Source organism: Kluyvera sp. 1366 (assembly GCF_054823405.1).
The window spans coordinates 1-20,844 of sequence record NZ_JBTRDW010000019.1; the positions used below are offsets into that span (position 1 = coordinate 1).

Genomic DNA, 20,844 nt, shown 5'->3' on the forward strand with positions numbered 1-20,844 from the left:
ATCGAGCGCGCCTTCTCCTGCCATTCGCCGCCGCTGCTGCCGGTTTTGGGCAGCATGGAATCCATCAGGTTGATGGTGTAGGTTTCCTGCGCGATACCAAACACGTTGGTGGTATTCGTCTGCGGGCGGCCCTTTACGTCTTCCAGCAGCTCCTGCGCGCGGGAGCGACCTCCGGTGATGAAGTTCATCATTCGCAGGTCGTCCTCACGGCCGAAGCGGCGGGCCATGGACATCATGGCCAGCGCCACGTCGTTCTGTGCCTTGTGGTCAGAGAAAATAACGCCCTTACCCCAGCACAGCGCGTTGAACACCCAGCCCAGCAGCGTCTCCGTTTTACCGGCGCCTGTGGTGCCGAACATCAGCACGTGACGCGTCAGGTCGTCCATGGAAAGCCACAGCTCCCGCCCGGCGTCCCTGCCGCGCAGGTAGCCGGCGTACAGGATGCCAGCCGCGCGGCTTGTGTGAATACGCACGGTGGCCACCGGCAGAAAGCCCAGCACCTTTGCCGGCACCTTTCGCTCGGTCGACGGGTCGTCCCGGTTGATGTCGGTCGGCATGCGCATCGGCATCTTCCAGCGGCCGGCGGGCGCCACGACCAGCGCCCAGAACATCAGCACCGGCAGGCTCAGCACCAGCGTGGCGGGCCAGACGATGCCGGCCACCACGGCGGCCAGCATCCCCCAGGCCAGCGTGCCGGTCTCGCTCAGTACGTCGATGAGCCACGAGCGGCCCGCGTGCCGGTTGACGCGCGCGCTGTCGAGTGCAGCGTTATTGTCCGCCATGATCGCCTCCGTTCAAAAAGTCCGCGAGCGCCGCCGGCGAGCTCAGTACGCTCTGCGGCACGTAGCGGCCGTCGTCTGAAATCGTCCAGGGGGTGCCCGGCAGTCGGTAGGCCCGGAAGGCCACCTCGTTGACGCCGATCGCCCCGCGCGCCGTTTCCGCCTGGGTCTCACTGGTGACCGCCGGTGCGGCCGTTGCGGCGCCCGGAACGCCGATACCGGCATCGGCGGCAAAGAGCTGCTTCCACGCGCTAGGACGGTCAGCCTCGGGCAGCGCCATTACCGGCGTCAGCGTCTTCAGCGACGCCTCACGGCCCTCGATGGTGACCGGGAAAATCACCACGTTGACGGTGCCGGCAGCGGTTTCAAAGTGGCGCTCCATGCGCTGACAGTTCGGGCATGCCGGGTCGGCGAACACGTAAATCGTGCGCGCGTGGCCGGATGACAGCGGTACGGTGAACAGCCCGCGCGATGCCGCGTTATGAAGTTTTGCCGGCAGCTCCGCGCGCACGCTCTGCGAGAGGTCCCAGCCGTCGGCTGGGGTGGCTGTGCCTGTCTGCTGAGATCGCGGAGACTGCTGCATAAGCGGACGGCCAGGCGGCGGGGCATCAGCAGGGTACGGCATCACGGTCGGGACATCTGGCTCAGCGCGCACGTAACCGGCAGGTTCAGCCGCTGAACGAACCACTGTACGGGCATCCACTGTAGTGAGCAGATGCGGGTCTTCGGGCATGAAAAGGCGGGAAGCCATAACGGCTGTTGTCAGCCACGCCCCCGTCAGGCAGGCCACCACAAAGGCATAGCCGATTTTCCGGCGTTTCCGTCCGCGAAGGCGTTTGCTCTCTACAGTGGTCAGCAGTTCACTAATACAGCGCAGCAGCTGCGCCGCGTCATCGCCGCGATAGAGCGGAGCCAGCCCATCCTGTGCGTTCTGCGCGTACAGGCCGTCGCCGTGCAAGACAAACCACGGCTTCTTCTGGAGCGAACAAACAAACAGCATGGTTAAGCCTCGCCCTGTCAGCGAGTCCGCACCCACTTTTTCGTCAGTCTGTAAGCGGTGGACGCTCAGCAGGTCGCCGGTAATTTCAGCCCCAAACGGGCCCTCACTGCGTGAAGTTGTCATCATCAGATCCTTGTCTCAGCGCGCGCCGGCGCCTTCAAAAATTCGTCTTCGCCCTGTCCGGGCAGATAAAGTGCGTCAGGGAACGGTATATCGCGCTGCGGTTTCGCGCGTTTCGGCCGCGCGTCGCGTGGGTACACGAGCCCCAGCGACTCAAGCTCGAGCTGCAGCCCGGCCACTGCCTCATCCGTCATCAGCGGCGGGCGCGGCAGATTCATACGGGCAGCCATCCGCTCCGCACGCGCCTGCGCCACGATGCCCGCTCCCTCCACGAACACCTTGGCGGTGTCGGCGGTGTGAAGTCCGTACCACAGCGTGCGGTCGCAGCCCTTCAGCCAGCGAAAGCGCGCCGGCGGCAGGCGGAGGTCGCGTCCGTAGAGCCCGGCCAGCGCGGAGCGCACCGTCCCGTGCATGTTCAGCCACTCGCTGACGCCTGGGCTTGCCAGCACGCGGGCCACGTGCTTTTCTGCAACCTGCCAGTCGGGCACGCTGCGAAATTCCGGCGCGCGAAACAGCCGGCGGGTCATGCAGGAGCGGTTCAGGTCATCCAGCAGCGTGGTGGCCGCCTTCCTGTCACCGGTGAACACCTGCAGGCCAAAGACGGCCAGCAGCGCACGCTCATGCGGCTGCCACTGGTCAGGTGACGTTATGGCCGGCCCGTTCTGTGCTTCGAACAAGGCTGTGGCCGCGTCACGATCGAGTACACGACGCTTGATCAGCCCGTGCTGCTCCGCAAACTCTTCGGGCTTCAGCGCCCAGGCATTTTCCGGCGTGGTGTCGTTCATGAGCCCGTCACCGCGATGCCCGGACAGCACGGGGATGACGCTAGGCGCGAAGGTGGCCATCACGCGCGGCAGCGAATGGATATCGATCGCGCGCCGGCTGCGAAAGCCCAGCGCAGGATGACGCGCCAGCGCCCAGCTGGTCACCGCGACTAACGGCACCATGGGCACGAAAAGAATGCCGGCGGTGAGGTTCATCACGTCGCGCCATTCGGTCAGCTCCACCGACTCCGCACTGTTCCCGGTAGCGGCCAGCAGGTTGATGCGTTCGGCGGCGTAGCGGTGAATCTGCGGAAAGTCGGCGAAGCGCCACAGCCAGTAAAGGAACCAGCAGCTCCAGCGCACGAAGTCAGCAAAGAAAAGCCAGCAAAGCAGCAGCGTCAGGCCAAGGGTGATCATCACCATGGCCGGCTCGTTATTACCGGCGGCGTTCGGATTAGAGGTGTACATGTGAGAGTTTCCGGGATCGGAGACGGACGCAAGGGCCCGCCAGACTGCAGATAAGAAAACACCGGCGCGGGGCCGGTGTCAGAGGGAAAGCGTCAGAATGTCAGGTTTAGGCTAAATTGGCGGCCTGAGGGACCACCACGTTGTGCTCAAACTCCACAAAGCGGCTCTGGATGCCAACATGCAATGACCAAGGCTCCTGCGGAAACGATTCTGAATAACTTTTGTGGCTCATAGCGCCCAGCGTGTTCAATAGCTCTCTGGCCACAATCGGGTGCGCATTAATACTCAGTTCCGGGACTTCAGGATTCTTCGTTTTTACCCTTAGTGTACTGCCTTCCAGCTCGCTATCTGTCCAGTCACTCATAGTGAGACCAATGACGTCGACGAGGCCCTTCTTCACCATGTGGATGTAAAGAATGTTGCCGTATTGCGTATCGATACCTAGATACTTTCCACGCCCTGCATCGAGCACCTGATGCTGCTTCTGCGGGCTGAAGCGTTCATTGCTGGTCAGGAGCTCTACGATTTTCTGAAGCTTATGACGTCGAACTTTTTTTGCATAAGTGCGGAAAGCTAGAGGCAAGATGATTGCCGACCAAACCATCAGAGTAAACAAATGAAAATCATTTCCAAGGAGGCCAAGATCTCTCCCATTAGCTTCACCTTTAAGAATGAATAAAGAGATGACTCCGTAGCAAAGCAGCATTGGTAGTGCCATGAAATAGTAAATGAACTTAATTACATTCCAAGATTTATCATAACTAGAATCAGTACGTTGTATCTTTTTCATGGCATCCTCCTGCCTATAACCCTCTGATTAAATTATACCCACACCTGTGCATAACACCAGGTATAATTATTTAATTCCGTCTTCTTTGGGTGAGCCACTATTTTGCACTTTTTGCAGCCCAGGCGTTCTACGAGATCCTCCCCCTGCAGCCGCAAACATACCTTTGACGTCATCGACCATGCCACCCATGATGCCGGCCATTCCCGCGCCGCCAAGAAACGTTATCACGTAGTCTGCAAGCGTGGCCTGCAGCCCGAATACCCGTGTCACCCCAAAGGTCGCGATACGTGCGTACATCATTAACCACCCTACGAGTTTTACTAATCCCATAATGGAATCGGCATTGGCGTTCGCTAACGCTGGACCGAACAACAGATTCAGGAGGGTTCCGCCCGCCATCACGGCAACGGAAGCAAAAAAGAATCCTAAAACCATCAGAGAAGGACGCAGCATCATGTCGATCAGGAAGATATAGCCGTACGCACTGCGGCTGCCTTTATCCTCCTCGGCACCGAGGTGAGTCGCAGACCACATAGGTCCGGCCGCGCAGCCCACCATTACGCTGACCAGCCAGTTAAATACCCCAACCATCCAGTAAAGAAATGGCACCGCCGGCAGGAATACTGCCAGCGAAAATCCCACTGCAAAGAGCAGAAGCATCGCAAAGTAAAATGGAGGTGATAGCTCAGTTAGGACGTCTTTAACCACTGCGCCGGGATTAACAAATAGCAAGCTTCCAACTTTACCGAGTACAGAGTTATCAGCAGTTGATGCAGCAGCCAGAGTAAGTGTATAGGCTGCCAGAGCTGCTTCAGTTGTTCCCAGTGTGTAATCCCCTATTGTCTGCATCTGAATCAGAGGGTTAACCTGGTTATTAAAGCTGGCCGTTGAACTTAGATTCTGAGTCGCTATCCAGTTTGTCATTACTTGTACAGGACTACTGAAAAAGCTTACAAAAACAGCATTTGGATCTGTAGCATTTAGAGCAGCTCCATCATCCTTTGCAGTCTGCGATCCCAGAGGCGCCGTATAGATGCTGTTCTGCACCTGCGCTCGATACGCCGTAAATACCTGGTGATACAGGTCACCGGTGCCCGTTTCGCCGTGCAGACTGGCGCCTGACGTCACCGGCGCCGCGTTGGCCACTTCGTTCGTTTTGCTGTTGGCCGTCGCAAAGGTGTTGTACCACGCGCCCAGCGATATCCAACCATAGGTTTTAAGCTGCGTCGTCAGCTGACTCTGCAGCGAGTCTTTGTAGTTCAGCTGATTAAGCGCGTTGTTGACCGTGGTTTCATACGCGGCCGCCGCGTTCTGAATGGTGGTCTCCGGATCGCTCAGGGTGCCGGTATCCTGATCGCGCCGGCTGAGATAGGCATCGACGTAAGCCTGCGCGGCGGTATCGAGCGTGGACTGCATGGTGTCCAGCGCCCCCCGCGATGCCGTCGTGACGCTCGCCGTGTTCACGGCCGATCCAAACAGGCTGTCCATAACGCCCGTTGACGGCTCGGGGATGCGGGCGCTGCCGCAGAGCGCGCTGCCGTTGCCCGTGGTGTAGTCGCCGTTTCCGCCCTTTGTTTCCATCAGCGCCGTTCGCGCCTGCCCGTCCTGATAGAGGGAGGACAGCTCGCGGTTGGTCGCGTACTTGCACAGGTTCATCTCGAACACCGCGCGCGCCGCCGAACGCGTGGAGGGTGCCGTGGGCTGCACGACCAGCGACATCCCGCTGCTTATCATGTCCGCAGCCTTGTCGGTAAACAGGTTCGCGCTGCCGATGCCCATGGTGGAGGCCGCCCACAGCATCACCAGCTGCGACAGCGACCAGCCGGACGCCGTCGGCACGAGCGTGATAAAGCCGGCAAAGCTCATCACGGGATGCAGCATGGTCCGGCCGGCGCTGAATACCTTGCCGTCCTGCCCACCTTTGAACACCGTCTTCAGCGTCACGATGAGGAACCACACCAGCGCAACCGAGCAGAGCACGCCGTTCAGCAGCGCAAATAGTGAGCCGATTAGCGTGACCTGCCCGGGCTGAAACGGAGTAAGCACCACGTCGCCGAATATCATTACCAGCGCCTGCCGGGACAGGTCACCGGTCTTGCTGGCGGCATCGCTGATGGTCTGGTAGTCCACGCCGTCGGCAAACGCCGGGCAGGACGCGGCGCACAGCAGAGCCGCCGCCTGAATTTTTGTCAGTAGCTTCATGGTTTACCTGTGGGTCAGGGGATGACCTGAGTGAAAAGTGTTGGGGATGGCAGTGTGTGAAAAGCAGGCGGGCTGAATACGCTTAACGTTACTCCACGAACCGCCACACGTGCATCGGCACGCGATCGAAAAGCCTGCCGGCGGCGAGCTCCGCCCTGCGGTGGTCCCAGGCACAGGTCATCGCATACTCCTCCGCCGGGTCACCGCTGTATTTCAGCATCTCGTAAACCTTCTCCAGCGTGTCGGGCGACTGGTGACGCCGGAACTTCAGCAGCCATTCATCACGGGTCATGAGCTCTCTCCGTCCGATATGCGCCTCAGGGCGCTGACAAACCGGCTGACAGCCGCCGGCTCAAACAGCAGCTGCCCTTCGGACCTGACCGGCACCGGCAGCGTGATACCGCGCAGGCGCTTACGCCGGCTGACGGCCTGCCAGAGCGCCAGCGGCGCTATGCCCGCCTCTCTTGCAAACACATCGAGCGGTATCAGCGGTTCACCGGAGGGTGCGGGATTATCCGCAGGCTCCCGGGCGTGCCAGCGCGCCGCAAACGCCGTGGCCTCTGCCTGATCGAACATCAGTGCCGCACCGCGCACCTGCCTGCGGGCAGGCAGCAGCATGCCGTCCAGCTCGCCCGAGGTGCGCACAGCGTGAAGCAGCTCTCCCGGCCGCACCCGGAGCAGGCCGGCAAACACATCAAGCCGGATATACATGACTCATTTCCTCCCGAAATTTTCATATATGCTGCAGATAGCGAGCGATCCAGACCACCGCCTCTGCGGCCAGCATCACACCGAAAGGCAGCAGGAGCAGGAGCAGCAATAGCAGAACACGCCACACCGGCGAGTACGCCAGAGTGAGGACGCGATGATCCGACTGAGCATCCTCGCACACCGGCAGGAGCAGCTCTACAGCGTACTCCAGCGGGGTCAGAACATGCTCTGAGGCGCCGGCCACCCGCAGGCTGTGCCGTGCTTTTCGCAACTGGCTCAGGGCATTCAGGGCGTGCTGCCCGGACGAAAAGTCATTCCGTTCCCGGCTGGCACGCCGCGCGCTGTGCAGCAGGTCTGATATGGTCCCCTGCCTTTCACCCAGCTCCGCATCGTCCAGCAGGTTGATAACGCGGATAAGAAGCTGTTCGCGCGTTTTATTTCGCATGCGTTGTCTCCTTAAAGCAGGCCGCCGCTCAGCACCTGCCGGCACCAGCGCGTCTCCTGCAGAAAGTCATGAAAACTGCCCTTCTCTGACGCCGACACCCGTTTTTCCGTCAGCTGCCACAGGCGGAAACTGGTGACCAGCGCCTGCACGAACCCGGTCGCCGCGAGCAGCATCAGCACCAGCATCACGCAGCCCACGCGCAGCCAGCCGGTCCCGCCGATGCTGCTGCCTGCAGCAATCAGCATCAGCAGGAACCCCACCACCGGCAGGCCGGTGAGCCACATCAGCCCCCACCATATCCAGCGGCTGACGCGCAGGTTACGCGCAAGACGGTCGGGCGAAAGCCCGCTGTCCGCCACCGCCTGCGACCAGTCAGCGGGGCGGTAATCTCCGGCGCCGCGCCCTGCCGTGACCTCGCGCAGGCGCTGCCACAGGCGCGAGACGTTGCGCCCGGCGTGGCGGCTCCAGCTGGAGACCTCCCACGCCGGCAGGACAACGTTCAGCGCTATCCAGCCCACGCGCTTCGGCGTGATGCGGGACTTCTTTGCGCTCCCCTGCGGAGCGGCTGAATCAGATTCATTCACAGGGGATCTCCTTCTGCGGTCAGTGTTGGCTCAGCGAGCGAAAACGTGACGTGGTGAAGCGCCGCCAGCGCCTGCAGCGCGTTAAAGAGGAAGCCGTACACGGACGTCAGCGCCTCACTTTCCATGCAGCGGATGTCGGGCGTCAGGAAGATAATCTGTCCCGGACGCTGACGCAGCGCGCTGAGGCTGAATCCCGGCGCGCCCGTGAACGTCTCCGCCACGTGCGGGTGGTGGAAGATGGCCATGCGGTGACGGATAGCCAGAACAGACCCGCCGGCGCCTTCATGCGTCAGCAGCGCGCGCGCCGCCTGCAGCGCCGGATGGTGCGGATACTGACGGCTCCAGCGGGCGATAGCCGTCCACAGGTCGTCAGCCCACAGCTGACCGGCCAGCGCACCGAGCCCGGATGAGCGCCCGATGAAGTGGGCCGTGTCGTCCGCGAACGCCAGCACGCAGGCCATCAGGCTGCGCGTCAGGTCGCTGTGCCCGTCTGCCGGAAACAGCGCGGCGGCAAGCGCCTCGCTCCCGTCCGTGGCGGACACGTGGCGCAGCGCGCCCAGCACGTCCCAGACGTCGCCCTCCTGCGTCTGTCCGGGCGCCAGGCGCCACGCCTGCCACTGCGTTTTCCAGCGCGGCGCCTGCCAGAAGGCCTCCCACAGCGCGCCGCAGGGGTCCAGCACCAGAACCGGGCCGGCGGCCGCGTCCAGCAGGGATGAAAGCGCGCCGGCGTCCGGCGCGAAGGTACCGCTTGTCGTCATGGAATGCTCCGTAAGGGATTACTTAGCGCTCACGCCGGCGCTCATCTGCGAGGACAGCGCCTGCAGCTGCGGGGCGTATTCATTTTTTGCCGCCAGCGCCAGCTGCTGGCCGCTGATGATGTTGGCCTGACGCAGCTCGTTTTTAATGCCGAGCGCCAGCCAGTTGGCCAGACTCTGCTGGCGCGCCATCTCGCGCGCCAGGTTATCGCCGTCCATGCCCTGCAGGTCGGTGACCCACGCGGTGTTGGCGTAGCGGCGGCCTACCTCGAACGCCTCAAACTCGCGCTCGCTCATGGTGCCGGTCTGCTTTGCCTGCGCTGACGCGGTCTGCTGGAAGTAGCTTTCCGCCGACGGCGCCTGCCGCGCCTCGGCGAGCGCCGCCTGCGTCGCGTCCTGCGGCTGACTCGCCGCCACCATGTCCAGCTGCGGCTGCATCGCCGCGCTCTGCATCGCCTTGTACTGCGTGAGCAGGCCCTGATACTCCTGACCGGTGGCGGTCTGGATTTCACCCTTGCCCGGCGTGCGTCCGGCGTCGAGCTTCGCCGAGTTGTTCACGTAGGCCATCGCCGCATCGGTCTGCGCCTGGGTGAAGGTGAGCTCGGGGTCTTTACCCGCCGGGCCCGCCCCGTCGTAAAGCGAACGCGCCTCGGTGTCGCCGCCCGGAAGCGGCGAGACGCCCGGGCACAGCCCGGTACCGCCGTACAGCTTCGCCTCCTCCGCCGTACAGTAGCCCGCGTGAATCAGCGCGCTGCGGTAGCCGCCCTGCCGGGGCGAGGTGGGCAGGCTTGCCAGCGTCTCCCGCACGACCGCACTCGACACGCCGCTGCCGCCGGCGAGCTTTGACGCCGCCGCGCGGGTTGCCTGACTCACCTGCGCGGCCGTGCCGGAGGCCGACTCGCTGCAGATGCTGTCCGGCACCGTGTAGGCTGCCCGGGCCTTCTCCAGCCGGTCCGCCTGACGATTAAAGTTCTCCGCTTCGCGCTGCGTACGCGCCGCTTCCGTAATGGCCGTGGTGGTTTTGTCCGAGGACTGCACCACCGCCGTGCCGGTCTCCTTCTCCGCCGACAGGATTTCAGCCAGCGTGGCCTGCATGGTCTGCAGCGCGGGCATGACCTGCGTCTGAATAGGGATGCTGCTCATTTCCTCGGTCGGGTACGCCAGCGCTTTCGGCGCCAGCGCCGCCAGCACGCAGGCGGCAAGCAGCCGGCGCCCCGCGGGGCGCCATGGTGTGGATTTATGCATGTCAGAACTCCTGAGGGGTCAGAGGTCGTAGCCCTGTTTATCGATTAGCTCGGTGGCGAGCGTGCGGATGACGTTGTCGCCGCGCGCCTCGCCCGCGGTGCGCTGACGGTGCTCGATGACCTTCTCGGCCGAGCCGTTCGGGAAGAAGCGCCCGAGGATGCGCCGGGCCGTGCCGGCGCCGACGTCGTTTTCAAGCATGCGGCGCAGCGACATATCCACCGGCGTGGTGCTGTGGCCCCACAGCTCCTCCGGACCCACCGTGTTTTTCATGATGTGGGCAATGGTGCTGCCTCCCTTAATGCGGAAGATGCCAAGGAACGGCACCCCGCTGCCGTCGGCCGCCGGGCCGCTGCCCATGCGCTCAAAGCGGTTAAGCGTGGCGTCCGGTACCTTAAAGCGCTCTTTCAGCAGCGCGCGGTCTTCCGGATCGACGCCGACCATGTAGACGGAGTTGGCTGACTGGCGCAGCGCGTCGGGCATGTCGCGGAAGTACTGCGAGGACAGCACGGTGCGCACGCCAAACTTGCGCTGCTCGCGATCGGCGGTTTCGAGCATCGGGAAGATAAAGGGGACGCCCTTCGCGTTGTGCAGTTCGTCGTACTGGCGGGTTTTAACCTCCTGGTCGAGCTGATCCACGCGCACGCGGTGCATGGGGTGCCAGCGTTTATGAAGCGCGGGAAAGAGCTCGTCCTGATACTGCGGCAGTACGAAGTCGCCGCCCGCGATGTGGCCGGCAAACAGGTACATCATGCCGGTCTGCAGATAGCCCGCCTTTGACTTGTCGCCGGCGACGTACTGAATGTCGACCGTAATGACGCGCGCCTTCGGGCTTATCATGAAGCGCGTGCGCCCGGCGAACATGCGGTACTGGCCGCAGGCGTCGCGCAGGCAGCGGGCGATATACTCAATCAGCGGCTCGCTGCTGCCGTCGCGCTGGATGTTGCCGTACATGCTGCGAAAATCCTCGCTGAGCAGGCGTGGCGCCATGTCGGCGAGCTCCGGCACCGCCTGGAACTGCGCGCGCTGCGCGGCGTCCGGGTGGTCCGCGTCCTGCAGCAGGTCCCGCACCTCGTACCATGTAGCGTTGTCGCGGTATTCCGGGTGCGCCTCCCAGATGCCGGCGTCACTCAGTGCCGCGTCTACCTTCGGCACGAGCCCCGGCTCGTAGCGGCGCGGTTCCTCGCGACAGGCCTTAAACGAGTCGCTGACCAGTCGGCGCAGAATAATCGGCGTATCGCGGCCGTTGGGCGGCACGCCGGTGCCGGGGTCGATGCACAGGGCCTGCAGCGCGTTCTCCATAAATTCGGATTCATAGCTGAGCGGCATCGAAAGCCCCAGCTGGATGTCGAACAGGTTACGGCAGTGCTGCGCGTCGTTGCGCAGCACGATGTTCAGCACCTCATCCTGACGCTCCGGCGGGAGCGCCCCCCGCAGTATCGAGACCATGCCCTGCACGCTGAACCCCTTATCAATGCCGGCAAAGAAGGGTAACTGCTGCTGCGCGGACATCGCCAGGATGATGGGCTGCCGGTTGATGAATACCGATTTACCGCCGCCGGACTCGCCGGCCACGATGCTGGTTTTCTTGGTCTGGTTGGAGGGCGCGAGCGCCACCGGCATCAGCTTGCCGTCCGGCGACACAAACAGCGCATTGCCGTCCTCGCTCCAGGCCGTCGTCGGACGGGTAAGCGGCATCAGGTTCAGCGCCTCCGACAGCGGCGGATACATCAGGCACGGCCCGCTTGACGCAGACGAGGCCGTGAGCGTAGCCACCCACGCCTTAACCGGGTCGCCGAAGGTCTGCGTTACGCCGCATATCCCCCACGACGTCAGCGCCTGCTGCAGCAGCGTCAGGTTGCGCGTCACCGTTTCCGGAGAATCCCCCCAGGTCGCGGCCGTGATGGTCATAATGCACACCGGCTCCTGCATCTCGCGTTCGGCCAGCATCGAAATGGAATCGAAAATCGGTTTCAGGCCCGGCACCCAGGAGGCCATGCTCAGCACGACGTGCTTGCCGCCGAGGCGACGCATGCCGCCGGGCATCAGGTCCTTACGGATGCGGAACGGCACGCTGCGCGGAATAAGTTCGCGCAGGCGGGCAAAGCTCTGCGGGTTCTGCGGCCCGAGGTTCACGGCGATCGTGCCGTGCCAGACGCCCTTAATTTTAATCAGGTTGTTGCGTATCTCATCAACGCCCGCGCCCATGACCTGAAAGTTCAGCCAGGGGGCCAGCAGCGCGGTGGCGTCCTCCCCCTGACGCACTCCCCGGGGGATAATGCGATCGTCCGGCAGCAGCGGCTGCCAGTCAGCGCCCGTGCCCGGGTCCACCTGCGCGCGCAGCACCCGCCCGGCTTCGTGCGCATCGATGCGGCGCATCAGTACGCCCCTGCCGCTGTCGCCGAGCGCCCGCTCAACCTGCGAGAGGAAGGCGTCGTGGCGGATTTTAAGCCCCGCCAGCTCGGCAAGGAGCGGATTCTGCCCGAACGCGGCCGCCGGACTGCCTTTTACCAGCTCCTTCAGGCGGGCGTTTTCATCACGCAGCTCATGCCCGGCCAGCACGCCGCGACCGGTATAGCAGACAAGCCAGGTGCGCTCCGCGTTGACCCAGGGCGTGAGCTTCTTCACCTGCTCATCAAGCATATAATTAAGATCCAGGCCGGTGCGCTTCAGTGACTGGTACTGTGGCGCCAGCAGCCGTCTGATGACAGCCCCGCCGCCGTCCGGATCGCACTCGTGCACGGTGCTGATTTTATGGCCCGTATGGCGATAGTGGGAATTTAAGGACTCAGTCATGCGATCAAGCCGTCCCTGCCACGCGTCGTCGTGCCCGGAGGCCAGCTTTTCGTCTGCCTCACTGTAGCTGCCGGCAACTTCATAAACCGTCAGATAGTCGCCGCGATGAGTGACCATGATGTACGGCGCGCTCAGCTCCGGGTGACGAATGCGATCGTCGTCGGTGAGGCGCACCACGGTCTGCAGATCGCAGTAGTCGGGCAGGTCGCGCGACACGGCAAAGCGGGTCGCGGCGGTGATCACTTCTTCAGTCCAGCGGATGAGGCGGTTTGGCATACAGGTCGCTCCGGGTATAGGTCGCCCATGCCGGGGTATGCACCGCGCTATCGGCGGTGCGGCCCAGCGGCAGCAGCAGGGTCAGGTCGTTAAAAACGTCAGCGGGTAGAATGAGCACGCAGCCCTCAAGCCGCTGCTGCATCTGCGCGCGCTTTACAGGCGGAAGTCGCGCGAAGGCCGCGGCGAACTCGGGCGCGCGGGAGGTGCCCCACATGCTCTCCACCTCGCGTGCGTGGCGGGCCAGCCAGTTCCAGACGCGCCTGCCCTGTTTACGCACGGCTTTACTCTCGCTGTGCTGCCCGATAAGCGCGCGGCGCTGCAGATTGATGACATCGGCGGCGGGTGCGTCAGGCAGCCAGGCCAGATGTCCGTGTGCCGCCGTGGGGCTGTCGAGGTTAAAGGTCAGCCAGCACAGTGTGCAGACCGGCTGCGCCTCCGGCCCCTGCCACAGGCGCTGCGCGCGCGTACCGCAGCAGCGGCAGGGCGCGCCGGGTTCAACGGATACGGGCCTCGGAGCCGGGTCCTCGCCGCTGACGTCAGGCATAAGCGGCAGAAGACCCGCCGCCGGAGCCGGAGCGTGTTGGAGATTCATGTTGATGTCCTGTCAGATATTGAAGTGAAAGCGTATGGCCAGTGAGGTGCGTGCCGCACCATTCAATGCCTCTGCGGTATCGGATGCAGATTCAGGATGAGAGGGGCGGATGCTGCCCCCCGCACACAAAAAAAATCACTGCCACAGCAATCAGCATCACGATTAACACTGTTATGCCTGTCTGGTTGAGCCAGAACGACAGGCACGCCAGCACGGGATGCTTTAAATCCCACTCAATCTGTCGCCTGATTGATTCCCGCCTTTCATTCCTCGACACCTGCCGTTCTTCGGCGGTTTTGAAGGTAAACCGATGTCCCGTGTCGTAGAAATGTGCCTCTTCAAGTCTTGCCAGGATACTTTCAAGCACTTCAAGCTGGTGAGGCGTGGCATTCCTGAATGATCGGCTGGTTTTCAGTCGGGAAAAAAACTGCAGCAGCCCGTCGTGCAGAGTCATGTTGTTTGCGGCCAGCACGTCCCCGTCCTCCTGAATCCATGCCATATCGATCAGAATGTCGGTCCTGTAAAGCCGGGGGCAGATCTCCAGCACATCCAGCATGACCCGGCGATATTCCTGAGCCCTGTCCAGATGATAAATTTTCATTGTTCAACTCCGTGAGATTCGTGACCGAAGCGGAGAATTGCCGCCCCGTGATGGGGCGGCCGGTGAGTTAACTGACGCTGACCGGCGTCATGCCCATCTGCGTCATGCCACGCTTGATGATTTCAGGGATACCCATAGCCAGCATCCCGCCAACGATGGCCAGTACAATCATCCAGGGCTTGATCTGCGGGTTGTTCTTCATGGCCTTGATGGAGAGAAGCCCGCCGGCGAACGAAAAGAACCCGATAACCTGAATAATGACGATCCCGCTGGTCTGTAAGGACTTGGCGCCCTCGGATAAATTTTTTCCCATATCCGCTAAATCACCGTCGGCCATGGCCACCGGCGAGATAAGGGCAAGCCAGGCGCAAAGCGCACGTAAAGTCATGCGGCGCAGGGCTTCAGACATCATCAGGACGCGTGCGTATACCGCGCAGTAAAAGCGAGTAATCATTGTGTTTTCCTTAATAAATAAGAGTGGCCGGATGGCTGGTTGAATCGTCCATGAGGACGGAATTCTTTGAACCTGCCTCAGTGCATACCGAGGGTTTTCTGCAGAGAGTCCAGCAGGTAGGGGTTACACACGAGCAGCAACCCGAGGATAAATTTCACAGTGCCTTTATTGACGTCATCGCCCGCGGTCAGGCCGGTATGACCGTCTTTTCTTGACCGGCGGATCAGCAAACCACCAGAAAGGGCCATCCACACGCCAATCATGCGCAGCAGGCTCAGCAGGGCGTTGGCCGCGACCGCGCCCTGCCCGAACGTCCCCTGGTCCACATAGCTGATGGCGTCAAACGAAACCTGCCAGCCCACCTGACGCGCCCCCGCGCCAATAAGCTGGTCCAGCCCCACCAGGCAGCCCGACAGCAGCATCCAGGCCACAACGGCCCCGCCGCTCGCCGACTGGCCGGGCGCCTTGCGGGCAAGCCAGGACTGCCGGGCGAGAAAACTGCCGGCGCCGAGCACGCCGAACAGCGACCCCAGCGTCAGGGCCAGGGTGATGAACGAGCCCTGCAGCCCTGAGGCCAGGTTAGACAGCATGGTGATGCCGTCAAGCGATCCTCCCATGACGCCTCCCTAGCGCAGCACGCCGGCGCTGGTTGTGACGCTGCGTTCCGACGCGTTAACGTCGCGCACGGTGACGCCGCCAAGGGTATCGCCCGCCTGCACCGCCCACGTCCTGCCCTGCCAGCTGACCCACGCCATCCCCTCCTGAAGGCTTTCCAGCCGCATGCCGGTGAGCGCCGATCGCGTCGCGCGTTTAGCTGCGGCGTGTCCGCCCGCCTCGGGATAAGGCCGCGCGGCCAGCACGGTCAGCTGATTGCCCAGCCGGGCGTTTTCCTGCGCGATGCCGGTAAGCTGCTGCTGCAGGGTGGCCAGCGCCTTCGTCTGCGCGCGCACCGTGTCCGACAGGCGGGTGATCGCCTCGCGGTTGGCCGCCTCAAACTCGCGCCCCTCGCGGATGAGCTTCACCACGTCGTCCGGCACGCTGCCGGCCGGTTCCGCCACGCTGAGCGCGGCGGCAGGGACGCTGAGTCCGCCCGTCTGCAGCGGCGCCGGCGCGGACGCGGCAGAAGCGGGCTGCACCGCCTCAAGGCCGGCGTCCTGCCCGAACGCGCGCTGGCTGGCATCCTGTGAGGGGCCTGCGGGCCAGAACAGATACCAGCCGAGGAAGCCCATCACCAGCCCTATACCCGCGAGCCAGGGCAGGGAGTAGCCCAGCAGCAGCGGGCGCGTCAGAAAGCTCTGCTGCTGCGGGGCGGGCGGTGAAGCGGCGGGGGTGACCGGCGCGATTACCGCCGGCTGCGGATCGAATTCATTCACGGGGCATACCTCTCTGTTCGGCGGCGCGGATGCGCGCCTGGGTTTCTTCGCGCAGGTCCGCGGCGCTCGGGGTCGGGTTGCTGTTCAGTGCCGCCGGCGACGCGTTGCCACCGGTCGCCTGCAATACGCCCTGCGGCGACTCGGCGTCGGTGCTGTAGACGCCGCGCATAAACTGGATGGCCACCACCTCGCCGTTTTTCACCGTTACGGTGCGGTCCGGCAGGCGGGCCGCGTCGCTGTTCAGCACCTGCGCCGCCTGCTCCGCCGTGCCGCCGGCAATCACCCCGGCCACCGCCGTGCCGTCAGGCGTGGACGGGCGCGTAGTGACGGTGTTGAAGCCGTTGCTCAGCAGCTGCGTGTTGGCCTGCGCGTATAGCTGGCCCGCGCTGCCGATGCCCTTGAAGATGGACGGCAGCACGATGCGGCGGAAGTAGTGATGGTCGACGTCGGTGGCAATGTTGGCCACGAGCGTATCGTCCTGCAGCGCATAGGCGTCCACCTTGTAGTTCTGCCCGTTCAGCGCCATCGTGGTGAAGTGGATGATGACCCCATCGCCCGACAGCTTCGCTCCCTCAGGCGCCTGCAGTACGGCACCTGCGTACTGGCCCGTGGTGATGCGGCCCAGCACCGGCGTGGTGCCGTTATCCGAGTTTACGCCGGTGTAAATTTCACCCGGCCCGCGCCAGTAAGGCGCCACAACGACGGAGGCCGGTGGCGTATTCGCGGCGAGCTGACGGCTGCGCGCGGCGGCCTGCTGCACGTAGCTGCCCGGCTGCGAGTCACGCCATGCGGCCCAGCCGCCGTCCTTTCCGCCCAGCAGCTGCGCGGCGGGGAGGTCGGTCCGGGGCTCCGCCTGGATTTTTGCAAGCAGCACGGTCAGCGACTTCTGCCGTGCCTCGCTGAGCGCCTTCTCCTGCTCCTGCGTGCGCCCGTTACCCTGCGGGCGGGGCAGCTCGCGCGGCGCCACGGCCGGGGCGACCTTTGGCGTTTCTTTCGGCGTGACCACGTCCTGCTGCAGCGGGATGCTGGCGATAAAGCTGCCGTTCGAGGCGGCGGCGGTCTGCGCGCCCCGGGCGTTGTTTTCGCGCAGCAGCTCGCGGTAGGCCGCCTGCTCCTGTGCGCTCACCTGCGTGCTGCCGCCTACCCGCGTCAGATTCACGCGGGAAGGTTCAGGCGGCGGTGCGGCAAAGTAGCTGTACAGCGCGTAGCCGCCGCCCGCCACCACCACGATGCCGCCAAGGATCAGGCCCATCATCAGGCGGATGTTGCCGCCGCCGGTGTTCTGTTGATCGCTCATGATTACTCCAGGGCAATGCTGAGGGCTTCGGTGCGCCCGTCAACCGAGAAGGCCACGCGCGGCGTCACCGGCAGCTTCCACAGGTGGGTGCCGTCGGCCGACGAAAGCGTGGTGTCGAACTCGTCGCGAATGTCCGCGCGCGAGCGAATGTAGAGGTCGTCGCCCTGCTGCCACACCGCCGTGTCCGGCACGCTGCCGGTGGTCTTGAGGCGCTTCGCGCCCGACGGCGGCACGCCGTCCAGAAACGCCTGCAGGACGTCGTCGTGCAGCCCGATGCGCGAAGGCCCCGGCGCGTCAGGCGCCGCGCCCGGCCCGCGGCGCGGAATGCGCAGGTCAAGGCGCGCGTCCACCGTCCAGGTCTTTTTCGCCGTGTCGGCCTCGCCGCTCATCACGCTTATCTGCAGCGGCACCGGCAGGCCCTCCAGACCCACGGTCACCAGCGTGTTCACGAAGTCGCGCTTTGCGGTGATGACCATAAAGGACATACCCGGGATCCACTTCACGTCGATGTCCGGGGAGCCGCTCACCGGGTCACCGAGGATTTTCCAGGGCGCGCCGGTGCTGTCGATAAAGCTCACGGTCGCCGGCCAGTTCACGGCGGTGCGCACCAGCGGCAGGCTCGCGCCCGGCTGCAGGCTCACCGTCTGCGCGGTGATGCGCGGCACCGCCGTAATACCCGGCGTGGCCAGCGCCCGGTTCTGTTCGGTCTGCTGCATACGCAGCTGGCGGATTTCATCGGGCGTCAGCGGGGCAATGGTCGCCTGTGCCTGGTCATACGTGACCGGGGTGGGCGGAGGCAGGGGCTGCCCGGGCAGCGGACCGGCCGCCGCCGGCGCGGCGGGGGTGCCCGTACCGCCACCGGTCTGGCCTGTCGCGACAGCACCGCCGGCGGAAGTAGTCGAGCGCCAGCCGCCGTCGGTGCCGGCTGCCGGGGCGGTCCCCGTTGCCGTGGCGGCGCTGGCGCTGCCGCACAGCGCCAGCCACAGGGCCAGCGTGCGAAAGTTGCTCATAGCATTATCCTGCGTTGTTGGTGATGGTCTGCGTGACCTCAAGGCCGCGCGGTTTGAGGCGCGGATCGGCCTGCTGAATGCGCAGCGTGAAGATGTAGCGCAGCGGCGGCGTACTGGTGTTCTGGCCCTGCAGGCGCAGCGTCACGGGATACTGGAACTCCCACGTGTAGCGCCCGCCCACCACGCCGCGACGGGTGATGACGCCCGGCTCGACGGTGTTGGTCAGGTTCATGCGCTTATCCTTCACCAGCGACAGGGTGTTGGAGTCGGTGCTCAGCGCCCTGTTGTAGCCGGTGAAGCCCTCCTCCGAGAAGTCAGCGGCCGCGGCGGTCATCTGGTCGCGGTAGTGCACGAAGTCGAGCGTAAACGCCTTGCTGATGGTGTCCGCACCAAACTGCCGCACGTCGCTCTCGCTCCAGACCGGCTTGTCCGTCGGGTAAAGCGGGGTGATGCGCCCCGCTTCGGTAGCAAAGTACTGACGCGGAAGAAAGACGATGTAAACGGCAAGGGCGCCGATGACGATGGCCTGAATGACGTTGACGCTGAGGCTCCAGCCCAGCCTCTTCAGGCAGGTGCGCGCAAACTCTGCGCCGAGCGTGCGCTCGTGCTGCGCGTGCAGGGCGTGCTCATAGGCTTCCGGGTCGGTCAGGACCACGGCCGCCTCCTGAGGCGGCGCGGCGTGTTGGGGGTTGTGCATGCGGTACTCCTTACATTCCGTAGGACTGCCACGGATCGATGCTGGTCGGCAGGTTGCTGTTGATTTTGTCCGTCAGCGCTCCGCAGACCTTCTCTGACGCCTGGTTCATGATGTCCTGCAGGCCTGGCAGGTTCGGCAGGCTGATGGAAATATTTCGGATGCCGGAGAGGCAGTTCTGCAGCTGATCGGACGTCTGGCTTTCGCGGGCGGCCCACGCGTCGTTTGCCTTTTTCGCGGCGTTATAGCCCGCCTCGCTGCCGGTCTGTGCGGCGCTGCCGGCGCGACAGGTCGCGGCGCCGGCGGCAAAGGCGGTGCAGCAGAAAAAGACCGCCACGAGGGCGGTCGCTGAATGTTTTTTCATGTGAGAACTCCGGAAGGATCGATTACTGAGCCGGCCGCGGCGGCGTGACCGGTGCTGCCTGTGGTGCTGCTGCCGGCTGCTCCTTTACCCAGCCGGACTCCGCTTTGAAACGCTCGTCATACCCGAGTCGGGCGTGCAGCGCGGCAGGAACGTCGGCGGGCGCATCCAGCTTCGCGATGCGCGGCTCTGCGTCACCGGTGAGGCGCACCACCACGTGCTCGCGCGGCACGGGCTGACCGTTTGAGCGGTTGATGCCGTTGCCGCTGCCGATGGGCTGCGCCCCTTCCGGCGTCAGCAGGTTGACCACCATCGGCGGCGCGTCAGCGCTGCCCGGCAGGCTTACCAGCACGTGCTGATAGGTGCCGCCCTGACGTACCACGCCCTGCAGGTAGTCCCCGTCGCCCTGCACCAGGTGCAGGTCCAGCCGGCCGTCATCGCCCCACGCGGACATCACCGGGATGCCGGCGCGCTCGTTGTGCGCCGGGCGCGGTGCCGAGAGCGCATCGCCAGCCTGTGCGCTGCCCTGCCCGTCCGGCTTCAGCCAGTACAGGCCGTCGGCAGGCTTTGGCGGCGCGTCGACGTCCAGTCCGAGGCGGCTCACCAGCGTGTGCTGGATCTGGGTGTAGCGGTTCACATCCACGGCCGCGAGCGGCACCATGTCGTCTGCACCGGTCTGCACGCGCGTCCCGCCGGCAGGCGCCAGCGCCCACTGGTTGCGGTGGGTGTTCACGCTTTCATAGTGCGTAACAACCCCATGGTCATCCCTCTTCGGCACCTTCACCGTGACCGGCTGTTCGCCCTGCCACTGCAGCGTGACCATGCGCCCGGGCTTCAGGTTGGTTTCGCGCAGCAGGCCGGCAAGCTCCTTGCCCCAAAACGTCTGCGGCCCCTCTTTAGTGCGCAGGGTAATAAAGGTGCTTTCGCTCTGGTCCGCCTCAAAACGGAACGGCGCCTGCCCGCAGGCGGTGACCTTGCCGGTCACCGGCTCCCGCGCCTTTTCCGCTGGCGTATGAACCGCCGGTGAAACCTTCGACGCGGCAGGCTCAGGCGCCGGTGCAGTAGCGGGCTGCTGTGACGCTGTCACGGGTGCAGCGCTTTGCGCGGGCGCCTGTGCAGGCGCAGCCTGAGCAACCGGCGTTACGGGAGGCGTCTCAGGGGCCCGCGGTGCCTGCGGGTCTCCGCGTACCGCATCAGCTGGCGCGGCCGGCGTGACGGGCTGACCCGCTGCGCGGCGCGCGGCGTCCAGGTCCGCCTGCTGGCTGGCGTTTTTCATGCTCACGTCAAGCTTATTGGCCACGATGACGCCGATCGCAAACGCCTTAAACTCGTCGCTGCCGGTAAGCTCAATGCGCCCCTGATAGTGATTGGCGGCGGTAAGCAGCGCGGCGAGCACTTTCTCCTGATGCGCGCTGGCGCCCTCTGCCATGACCAGGCGATTACCGCGGTCAATGAAGGCCGCCTCGCCGTCCAGCTTGTACAGCACGCTTTTGCCGTCCGGGTGCTTCTCGTGCGTGACGCGGCTCAGCA

At 64.2% G+C, this 20,844-nt stretch carries 21 protein-coding genes and 1 pseudogene; all 22 read right to left on the bottom strand.

Translation table 11 applies throughout. From position 1 onward, the window contains the following. Positions 1–782: pseudogene (locus ACVLVH_RS23805) on the bottom strand (F-type conjugative transfer protein TrbC); the annotation flags it as partial. After that, entirely contained in the window at positions 769–1,905 is a 1,137-nt protein-coding gene (locus ACVLVH_RS23810) for a thioredoxin fold domain-containing protein (protein ID WP_498950369.1), read from the bottom strand. The pseudogene ACVLVH_RS23805 and the gene ACVLVH_RS23810, both read right to left, overlap by 14 nt. Then, positions 1,905–3,131, bottom strand: coding sequence for a secretion/conjugation apparatus DotM-related subunit (locus tag ACVLVH_RS23815; RefSeq protein WP_498950371.1), 1,227 nt, complete (start codon positions 3,129–3,131; stop codon positions 1,905–1,907). Before ACVLVH_RS23815 ends, ACVLVH_RS23810 begins: the two co-directional genes overlap by 1 nt. 106 nt (positions 3,132–3,237) lie before the next feature. Continuing rightward, complete coding sequence (gene excA, locus ACVLVH_RS23820) at positions 3,238–3,921, bottom strand: plasmid IncI1-type surface exclusion protein ExcA (protein WP_498950373.1); 684 nt, start codon at positions 3,919–3,921, stop codon at positions 3,238–3,240. Positions 3,922–3,987: 66 nt separating this feature from the next. Further along, positions 3,988–6,123 carry a DotA/TraY family protein gene (locus ACVLVH_RS23825; protein ID WP_498950375.1) on the bottom strand — a complete coding sequence of 712 codons (2,136 nt, stop codon included), beginning with the start codon at positions 6,121–6,123 and terminating at the stop codon, positions 3,988–3,990. Positions 6,124–6,211: 88 nt separating this feature from the next. Further along, positions 6,212–6,415, bottom strand: coding sequence for an Hha/YmoA family nucleoid-associated regulatory protein (locus ACVLVH_RS23830; protein WP_498950377.1), 204 nt, complete (start codon positions 6,413–6,415; stop codon positions 6,212–6,214). After that, positions 6,412–6,834, bottom strand: coding sequence for a hypothetical protein (locus ACVLVH_RS23835; protein WP_498950379.1), 423 nt, complete (start codon positions 6,832–6,834; stop codon positions 6,412–6,414). Before ACVLVH_RS23835 ends, ACVLVH_RS23830 begins: the two co-directional genes overlap by 4 nt. Before the next feature lie 22 nt (positions 6,835–6,856). Continuing rightward, positions 6,857–7,279: a hypothetical protein gene (locus ACVLVH_RS23840; protein ID WP_498950381.1), complete on the bottom strand. Its 423-nt coding sequence runs from the start codon at positions 7,277–7,279 to the stop codon at positions 6,857–6,859. Between the two features lie 11 nt (positions 7,280–7,290). Further along, positions 7,291–7,863 (bottom strand): conjugal transfer protein TraX, encoded by a 573-nt coding sequence (gene traX, locus ACVLVH_RS23845; protein WP_498950383.1) that lies wholly within the window; start codon positions 7,861–7,863, stop codon positions 7,291–7,293. Continuing rightward, the gene (locus tag ACVLVH_RS23850; RefSeq protein ID WP_498950385.1) at positions 7,860–8,621 is read right to left on the bottom strand and encodes a prepilin peptidase-dependent protein; all 762 of its coding nucleotides are present in this window, start codon (positions 8,619–8,621) and stop codon (positions 7,860–7,862) included. The genes traX and ACVLVH_RS23850 overlap by 4 nt, the downstream gene beginning before the upstream one ends. An 18-nt stretch (positions 8,622–8,639) precedes the next feature. Continuing rightward, a complete protein-coding gene (gene traW, locus ACVLVH_RS23855) occupies positions 8,640–9,863 on the bottom strand; it encodes a conjugal transfer protein TraW (RefSeq protein ID WP_498950387.1) in 1,224 nt (407 codons plus the stop codon). Between the two features lie 18 nt (positions 9,864–9,881). Then, positions 9,882–12,932, bottom strand: a complete 3,051-nt coding sequence (locus tag ACVLVH_RS23860) for a putative type IV secretion/conjugal transfer ATPase (RefSeq protein ID WP_498950389.1) — start codon at positions 12,930–12,932, stop codon at positions 9,882–9,884. Beyond that, positions 12,904–13,524 (bottom strand): conjugal transfer protein, encoded by a 621-nt coding sequence (locus ACVLVH_RS23865; RefSeq protein WP_498950391.1) that lies wholly within the window; start codon positions 13,522–13,524, stop codon positions 12,904–12,906. Before ACVLVH_RS23865 ends, ACVLVH_RS23860 begins: the two co-directional genes overlap by 29 nt. Positions 13,525–13,615: 91 nt before the next feature. Beyond that, positions 13,616–14,125 (bottom strand): hypothetical protein, encoded by a 510-nt coding sequence (locus ACVLVH_RS23870; RefSeq protein ID WP_498950392.1) that lies wholly within the window; start codon positions 14,123–14,125, stop codon positions 13,616–13,618. Positions 14,126–14,192: 67 nt separating this feature from the next. Continuing rightward, positions 14,193–14,579: a DUF6750 family protein gene (locus tag ACVLVH_RS23875; RefSeq protein ID WP_498950393.1), complete on the bottom strand. Its 387-nt coding sequence runs from the start codon at positions 14,577–14,579 to the stop codon at positions 14,193–14,195. Between the two features lie 77 nt (positions 14,580–14,656). Further along, the gene (gene traQ, locus ACVLVH_RS23880) at positions 14,657–15,196 is read right to left on the bottom strand and encodes a conjugal transfer protein TraQ (RefSeq protein ID WP_498950395.1); all 540 of its coding nucleotides are present in this window, start codon (positions 15,194–15,196) and stop codon (positions 14,657–14,659) included. Between the two features lie 9 nt (positions 15,197–15,205). Beyond that, entirely contained in the window at positions 15,206–15,952 is a 747-nt protein-coding gene (gene traP / locus ACVLVH_RS23885) for a conjugal transfer protein TraP (protein WP_498950397.1), read from the bottom strand. Further along, entirely contained in the window at positions 15,945–17,249 is a 1,305-nt protein-coding gene (traO, locus tag ACVLVH_RS23890) for a conjugal transfer protein TraO (RefSeq protein WP_498950399.1), read from the bottom strand. The genes traP and traO overlap by 8 nt, the downstream gene beginning before the upstream one ends. 2 nt (positions 17,250–17,251) lie before the next feature. Then, the gene (locus tag ACVLVH_RS23895) at positions 17,252–18,259 is read right to left on the bottom strand and encodes a DotH/IcmK family type IV secretion protein (RefSeq protein WP_498950401.1); all 1,008 of its coding nucleotides are present in this window, start codon (positions 18,257–18,259) and stop codon (positions 17,252–17,254) included. Positions 18,260–18,263: 4 nt separating this feature from the next. After that, positions 18,264–18,956, bottom strand: coding sequence for a DotI/IcmL/TraM family protein (locus ACVLVH_RS23900; protein ID WP_498950403.1), 693 nt, complete (start codon positions 18,954–18,956; stop codon positions 18,264–18,266). Positions 18,957–18,966: 10 nt separating this feature from the next. Beyond that, positions 18,967–19,317, bottom strand: a complete 351-nt coding sequence (locus ACVLVH_RS23905) for a conjugal transfer protein (protein ID WP_498950405.1) — start codon at positions 19,315–19,317, stop codon at positions 18,967–18,969. A 22-nt stretch (positions 19,318–19,339) separates the two neighbouring features. Continuing rightward, the coding region (locus ACVLVH_RS23910) for an LPD7 domain-containing protein (RefSeq protein WP_498950407.1) at positions 19,340–20,844 on the bottom strand (1,505 nt) is incomplete at its 5' end.